4 protein-coding genes and 4 pseudogenes are annotated in these 5,743 nt (G+C 59.0%); 3 read left to right on the forward strand and 5 right to left on the reverse strand.

Annotated elements, in window-relative coordinates:
- Window positions 1-468 precede the first annotated feature (468 nt).
- Both D3227_RS39600 and D3227_RS39605 read left to right on the forward strand, forming a co-directional pair.
- Window positions 469-1,164 (forward strand): class I SAM-dependent DNA methyltransferase, encoded by a 696-nt coding sequence (locus tag D3227_RS39600; RefSeq protein WP_120019386.1) that lies wholly within the window; start codon window positions 469-471, stop codon window positions 1,162-1,164.
- A 243-nt stretch (window positions 1,165-1,407) separates the two neighbouring features.
- Complete coding sequence (locus tag D3227_RS39605) at window positions 1,408-2,136, forward strand: SDR family NAD(P)-dependent oxidoreductase (protein ID WP_120019382.1); 729 nt, start codon at window positions 1,408-1,410, stop codon at window positions 2,134-2,136.
- On the opposite strand, the pseudogene D3227_RS43580 reads toward D3227_RS39605, so the two are convergent.
- Window positions 2,115-2,511, reverse strand: a pseudogene (locus D3227_RS43580) (transposase); the annotation flags it as partial. The gene D3227_RS39605 and the pseudogene D3227_RS43580 sit on opposite strands and share 22 nt — an antisense overlap.
- Window positions 2,487-3,703: pseudogene (locus tag D3227_RS44700) on the reverse strand (IS110 family RNA-guided transposase). The pseudogenes D3227_RS44700 and D3227_RS43580, both read right to left, overlap by 25 nt.
- Before the next feature lie 264 nt (window positions 3,704-3,967).
- On the opposite strand from D3227_RS44700, the pseudogene D3227_RS39620 reads away from it, so the two are divergent.
- Window positions 3,968-4,195 (forward strand): annotated as a pseudogene (locus tag D3227_RS39620) (IS256 family transposase); the annotation flags it as partial.
- 57 nt (window positions 4,196-4,252) lie between these two features.
- Here D3227_RS39620 and D3227_RS39625 read toward each other — a convergent pair.
- From D3227_RS39625 to D3227_RS39635, 3 genes and pseudogenes are all read right to left on the reverse strand, one after another.
- The gene (locus D3227_RS39625) at window positions 4,253-4,639 is read right to left on the reverse strand and encodes a transposase (protein WP_120019384.1); all 387 of its coding nucleotides are present in this window, start codon (window positions 4,637-4,639) and stop codon (window positions 4,253-4,255) included.
- The gene (locus D3227_RS39630; RefSeq protein WP_120019385.1) at window positions 4,632-4,871 is read right to left on the reverse strand and encodes a transposase; all 240 of its coding nucleotides are present in this window, start codon (window positions 4,869-4,871) and stop codon (window positions 4,632-4,634) included. Before D3227_RS39630 ends, D3227_RS39625 begins: the two co-directional genes overlap by 8 nt.
- A gap of 743 nt (window positions 4,872-5,614) precedes the next feature.
- Window positions 5,615-5,743 (reverse strand): annotated as a pseudogene (locus D3227_RS39635) (IS630 family transposase); the annotation flags it as partial.

Raw genomic sequence — 5,743 nt, forward strand, 5'->3', positions numbered from 1 at the left:
CTTCAAGCCGAATTCTGTCCGAAGCCGTGATGTCGATGCTGATACCAGTGCGCATCTCGCAATGTCGCATGCCGAAGCGATCCGGGGAATCCCAAAAAGGACTCTTCTGTTCCGATCAATCCACTAGCTGACGAAGAGATGGTTTCGCAGTTGAATAAAGCTGCCCGCTCCCCCCGACGGCGCTGTAACAGATTTTGATACACAATCGCGAGGCCATCCGCCATTCTGACAACTTCGTAGGGTTCTCGCTACAAGCTTGTTTAGCCAGCTTCGTATTGTACCTTAGGCCAAACAGCCGAAGTGAAGGCGACGAGAGATAGCCTTCTGGGCTTGTTAATACCGACACAAAATCTCTTCTTCGCCTCGTTCGGCGAATTGGCACGAATTTTGATGCCTTCATTTTCAAGGTGGCAGCAGGTGCCGACCGGCGCCGCGGATGACCATCTGCCCGTATACGGAGGTACTATCATGAACGCCCTCGATCAGGAGGCATTGGAGCAAACCGCAAGAAGGCGCATCAAGGAGTCCCATGCCCTCGATGGGGACGTCGGTCGCTTGGCACAGTTCTATCGCAGATGGGCTACTTCGTACGATGCGGACGTCGGCCGCAAAGGATACTACGGGCCGATGGTCGTGGCGGAACTGGCGGGCACCATGCAGACGGCCTATTTGCCGAGGGAGCGGGCAGCCATCGCAACCCTGGACGCTGGCTGCGGAACAGGCCTCGTCGGAATGGAAATGGAAAGCCTCGGGTTTCGGTTGATCGACGGGTTCGACCTCTCTGAGGAGATGGCCGAAAAAGCTCGACAAACCCAAGTCTACCGTCATGTCAAGGCCGATGTCGACCTTAATAGTCCGCTCTCCGACTACTCCAGCGCAAGCTATGACATCACCGTCTGCTGCGGCGTGTTTGCGCCCGGACATGTCCGACCGGATGTATTGCGCACACTGGCTCGCGTCACCCGCCCAAACGGATTCGTCATCGCAAGTACGCGCAAGATCTATGCGGAAACCACATGCTTTGAAGATGAGGTGCGGCGGCTGCAGGATTCGGGCGTTCTTGTGCTGGTACAGTGTCTAAACGACGGCAGATATACCGCCGATGAAAACGCACACTACTGGGTCTTCCGTGTAGCCAACAAGGCACATGAGGAGCGGCTATGACCACGTTACCGCAAATCTCGCTGCCGAAATTAGCACCGATGCAACAGAAGAACCGAGACGCGCGTGCTTTCCGGATGAAGCCACGACTTCTAGCTTCACGCAAAACAAGCTTGCTTTGCAGACTGGCTCGACGGTGTTGTCCCACAGATTGGGTATGCTCTGCCGAGCGGATCAATATGGAGCGCGGCGCTTTCCCATGCGATTTGGCAACACCCTTGTTGAGGTAAACGGAAAGGCTATCGCATGACCCGCTTCGCCGGAAAGATCGCGTTGGTGACGGGCGCCAGCAGCGGCATTGGGGCCGCAATCGCCGACAGGCTTGCAGGCGAGGGAGCCAGAGTATTCGCTGTTCAGCTTGAGAAGGCCGGCCGTGTAGAATCGATAGTCGCGGATCTTCGCGACCCCGACGTTCCGGCCATCGTCATTGACGATATCATTCAACAAGCCGGCCGGCTCGATATCCTTATCAACAACGCCGGATGCATGATTGAAGCGAAAGTAGATGAGACGGGGCTGGACGAGTGGCGGCGCACAATGGCACTCAACCTTGATGCTCCTTTTCTGCTGATTCGTCGCGCGATGCCTCATCTTCGCAGAAGCCGCGGCGCCATTGTCAATATTGGCTCGATAGAGGGATTCGCGTCCAATCCCGGGCACGCTGCCTATTGTGCCTCGAAGGCGGGGCTGCATGGCCTGACGCGAGCGGTGGCGATCGACGGCGGGCCAGACGGGGTACGTTGCAATGGCGTGGCTCCTGGCTGGATCGATACTGATCTTAACGTCAATTTCGTCGCCGCCTTGCCCGAGCAGGCCCGGGGGCGGCTGGGCGCCATTCATCCATTAGGTCGAACCGGCCGTGTGGAGGAAGTCGCGGCTATGGTCGCATGGATTGCCTCCTACGAGGCCGAATTCGTCACTGGCCAGATATTTGTCGTGGATGGTGGGCGCACTGCCAAGCTAAGTCTTCCATAGTGTAGCCGCATCACGCGTTCGTGGAACCAGCGGGTAAGCGCTGAACTCGGTTGATTGCGCAGCCACAGCCAGGCCAACTCGATCATCGTCGTTCGCAGCCGGGGGTTGCCGGCCCTTCGAGACGCGTTGCTCGTGCTGGACCGGTCCGCTCTACCAAGGTGTCGGAGCGGCCCCGGCACGGGCGGCGACCTGCCAACGATTATCGAAGTTCCGGAACAGCCCTTCCGCGTAGAGGATGGCCGCCCACTCAGGGCCGATATCCTTGAGATCGAGCAATGTAGCTGCCGGAGTTTCGGCGATTTCGATTGCCGGCAGAGTGTCGCGCTCAGCCTGCACCTCTTTGAGCTGGGCTAGTTCGAGCCGGTCAAAGCTTCGCGCCCGCGCGCCCTTTCCTTTGGCGGGCGCGGGCGCCAAGCCTCGACGAAGTGTTCGTAACCCTTCTGGGCCTGCTCGGCGACACGCATCGCTTGATTCCAAAGTTCCTTGACATTGTAAGCATAGGTCGGACCGCGGCGGTTGCCTTTCTTATGCGGCTTGCCGGTCTGCAGCCCCATGCTGCGCATCTTGTGGGCGACCAGACTGGATCGCGCCCAGAGGTAGTCCTCTTGCTTCGTCAGCATATGCCAGCAAAGAACCGCCAATTTTCGTGCCACGGCGACGGCAGCAATCTGATGGCCCCGCTTGGCCCGGATACGGACGAAGAAGGCATGGAGCGGACCTGGCGTCTTGGCCGCCGCCGAGGCGGCTTCCACCAGCATCGCGCGGGCATGGCTGCGTCCGATCTTGCTAATCCGCCCGTGATGGGCAGCACTGAGCCCCGACTGGCGCACGCGTGGGTTCAGGCCGAAATAGCTCACCAGCTTTTGCGGGCTGGAAAAACGGCCGATGTCACCGACAGCCGCCACTAGCCCGGCGGCCACCGCGAGATTGACGCCAGTGATTGTGAGCAGCCGTTTGATCGCCGCATCGTCGAGCGCGCTCTCGGCAATCTCCCGGTCAAGCACGCGGAGATCGTCACCCAGCCTGTCCAGTTCCCGGATATGGCGTTGGATTGCGGCGCGCTCGTCATCTGGCACCGGCTGACGGTGAGCCAGGCACGACCGAGGCGTCCGAACAGGTCCGCATGGGGGCACCGCGGAATCAGATGGGCGTAGAGGATCGAATGCACCTCGTTCTTGATCCGGGTCCGATGCCGCACGACCTGGTAGCGCCGCGCGACCAGCCTGCGCATTCGCTCGGTGGCGGCATCCGGTGTCCAGATCTCCGGCAGATAGCCGGCTGCGTACAAGCTGGCCGTGCCGGCGTCGATCTTGTCGGTCTTCACGTGAGCGTGCGCGATCGCTTTGACCTGCAGCGGGTTGGCGATCACCACCCGCTTCACGAATGCGCCAGCACCCGCGACACCGCCATGCAGTTGCCAGTGGCCTCGATGACGACCTCATCGGTGGCCAGAAGAGTTCTGCCGAAGCCTTCCAGCGCCGTTCGCGTCATGTCGACCCCGGCCCACACGCCGCAGCCGACCGTCTTCCCAAATCACCACCTCGCCAAAGGTGCGGTGGGTGTCGATTCCGATTACACGTCGCATTCCTCTGTCTCCTCTCGATCAGTCACAGGGGAGCGGCGGGCGACACGACATCTGCGGATTCGCGCTCACGGCGCAACCGGGCGAGTGGCAGAGACGGCCAGCTACTAACCGAGCTCGCAGCTCATCGTGTGCATCGGCCTGCCCGCACCTTCGTGCTCCCGGTGCCTCCGTCCCGGATGGTCGCACCATACGCCGCACATCAGAAAAGCGTAGCCGGACATCGGCACCAAGAATCTCATACCGGTTACCAATCCAATCGAAAGTGTCTTCGCCACCGTCCGACACCGGACCGTGCGGGCCAAAGGCGCGCTGTCGCACAAGACGGCGCGTCTTATGGTCTTCAAGCTGGTCATGAGCGCCGCGAAAACCTGGCGTCGTCTCAAAGGCGAAAATCAGTTGCCAATGGTCATCGCCGGCGTCAAATTCACCAATGGTGTCGCACAGTCCGTGACACCGGATCACCGCGCCGCCTGATCGGCCGCGTCACCCAATTCCGACCATAGCTCTTGCGTTCCTTGTAGAGTGTCCTTGTCATAGGCATGCGGCCTGCGGCGGTTGGACGTGGCGGGATGACCGGCTCGGCACCAGCGTCCAGATGGTGTCGTGAAAGTGTTCGGCATAGTAGGCCCGATCGGCGATTACGAAGCGGCACGCGATCACCTTGATCAAGGGAGCGCCAAAAAGAACCTCGCCCCGATGGCCCGGGCTGGCAAGGAGGCTGGCAGGATTGCCGAGGCTATCGGTGGCGACGTGCAGCTTAGTGCCTAAGCCGCCTTTGTAGCGGCCCAGCCCTTGGGCATCAGGGCCCCCTTTTGCTTGCGCCCCGCTGGCGTGCTGATGGGCAGGGATGACGGTGGCGTCCCCGCACAACCATTCGAAATCTCCGTCTTGGCTCAACGCCTGGAAGAGATCACGCAAGACCCCGCCCCACCCTGTCAAAGTAGCGACGCTTCACGATACGATGGTCACCGAACCGCTCCGGCAGGTCGCGCCAGCGTGCCTCGGAACGAGCCATCCAGAAAATCGCATCCCTGAACAGCCGGCTGTTGGTGCGCGGACCGCGCTTGCCCTTGCAGCCACCGGGCATCAGATGGGCCAACCGAGCCCATTGCGCGTCGTTCAGGCGATCCGGATCGTAGCTCTCGGCCAAGACCGATTTCTCCCAAGAGCAGTCTTGAATCTGATTTGCCAGATCCTGGGAATCCTAAACCGTTAAATCCTCACCACGACCTATAACATGGACGATTTACGCTGGCATAAGAAGGAGACGATGAGATCGCGTATGCGGTGTCGGACAAAGCCTTCCCACATCTCTGTCGGGTTTGTCAGGTTCTCCACAAAGGGTGTTTGCCATTCTCTTGGTTTGCCCAAGCTCAAATAGCGGAAAACCAATAAAAAAAATTTCGCCCCCTCAATCAGAAGATCGGCACAAATTTTGAAGTCATTATTCCGTGCCGGCGAGAGCTACCGATCAGCTTCCATGTCGCGAGTAACTTTATTTTCATTGGAGGGGAACGGAAAAGGAAATGTCAGGGCCGTCGTCAGATCGCATGGTACGAGACGGGTGTCGGCAAGTCCACAAAACTTCCCAATAGACTTGGTCCTCATGAGATAGCGAGATTTAATAATGGCATGGAAGCCTATGTCAAAGTCGACGCTCCCTAGCATGTCTGTATTCAAAATAAAGTATTATAGCTATAAAGGAAAAGCGCTATGTCTACTTCGCACATAAACAAAAATGCGTCTATCTTGACAGACGATATCGGTTGCGCGAGGCGAATCAATGCCCGCAACGTACGAGTCCTGGACACCGGTGGCGAGAGAGGGCGCGGCGTATTCGCTGGTCGTGGTTTCCTACCGGGCGAGATTGTTATGATTGGGTTAATTGACCGCCTAGTGGATGGAGTCTAACACTTGGTGCCCGCGTTTGACGGCGGCGATGATTTTGTCGGGGTCGGCGGTCCAAGAGAAGGGTTTGGGTTGCTGGTTGTGCTCTTGGAGGAAGCGGTTGATTGCCGCCTG

The sequence above is a fragment of the Mesorhizobium waimense genome (assembly GCF_003601975.1).
GTDB lineage: Bacteria > Pseudomonadota > Alphaproteobacteria > Rhizobiales > Rhizobiaceae > Mesorhizobium > Mesorhizobium waimense.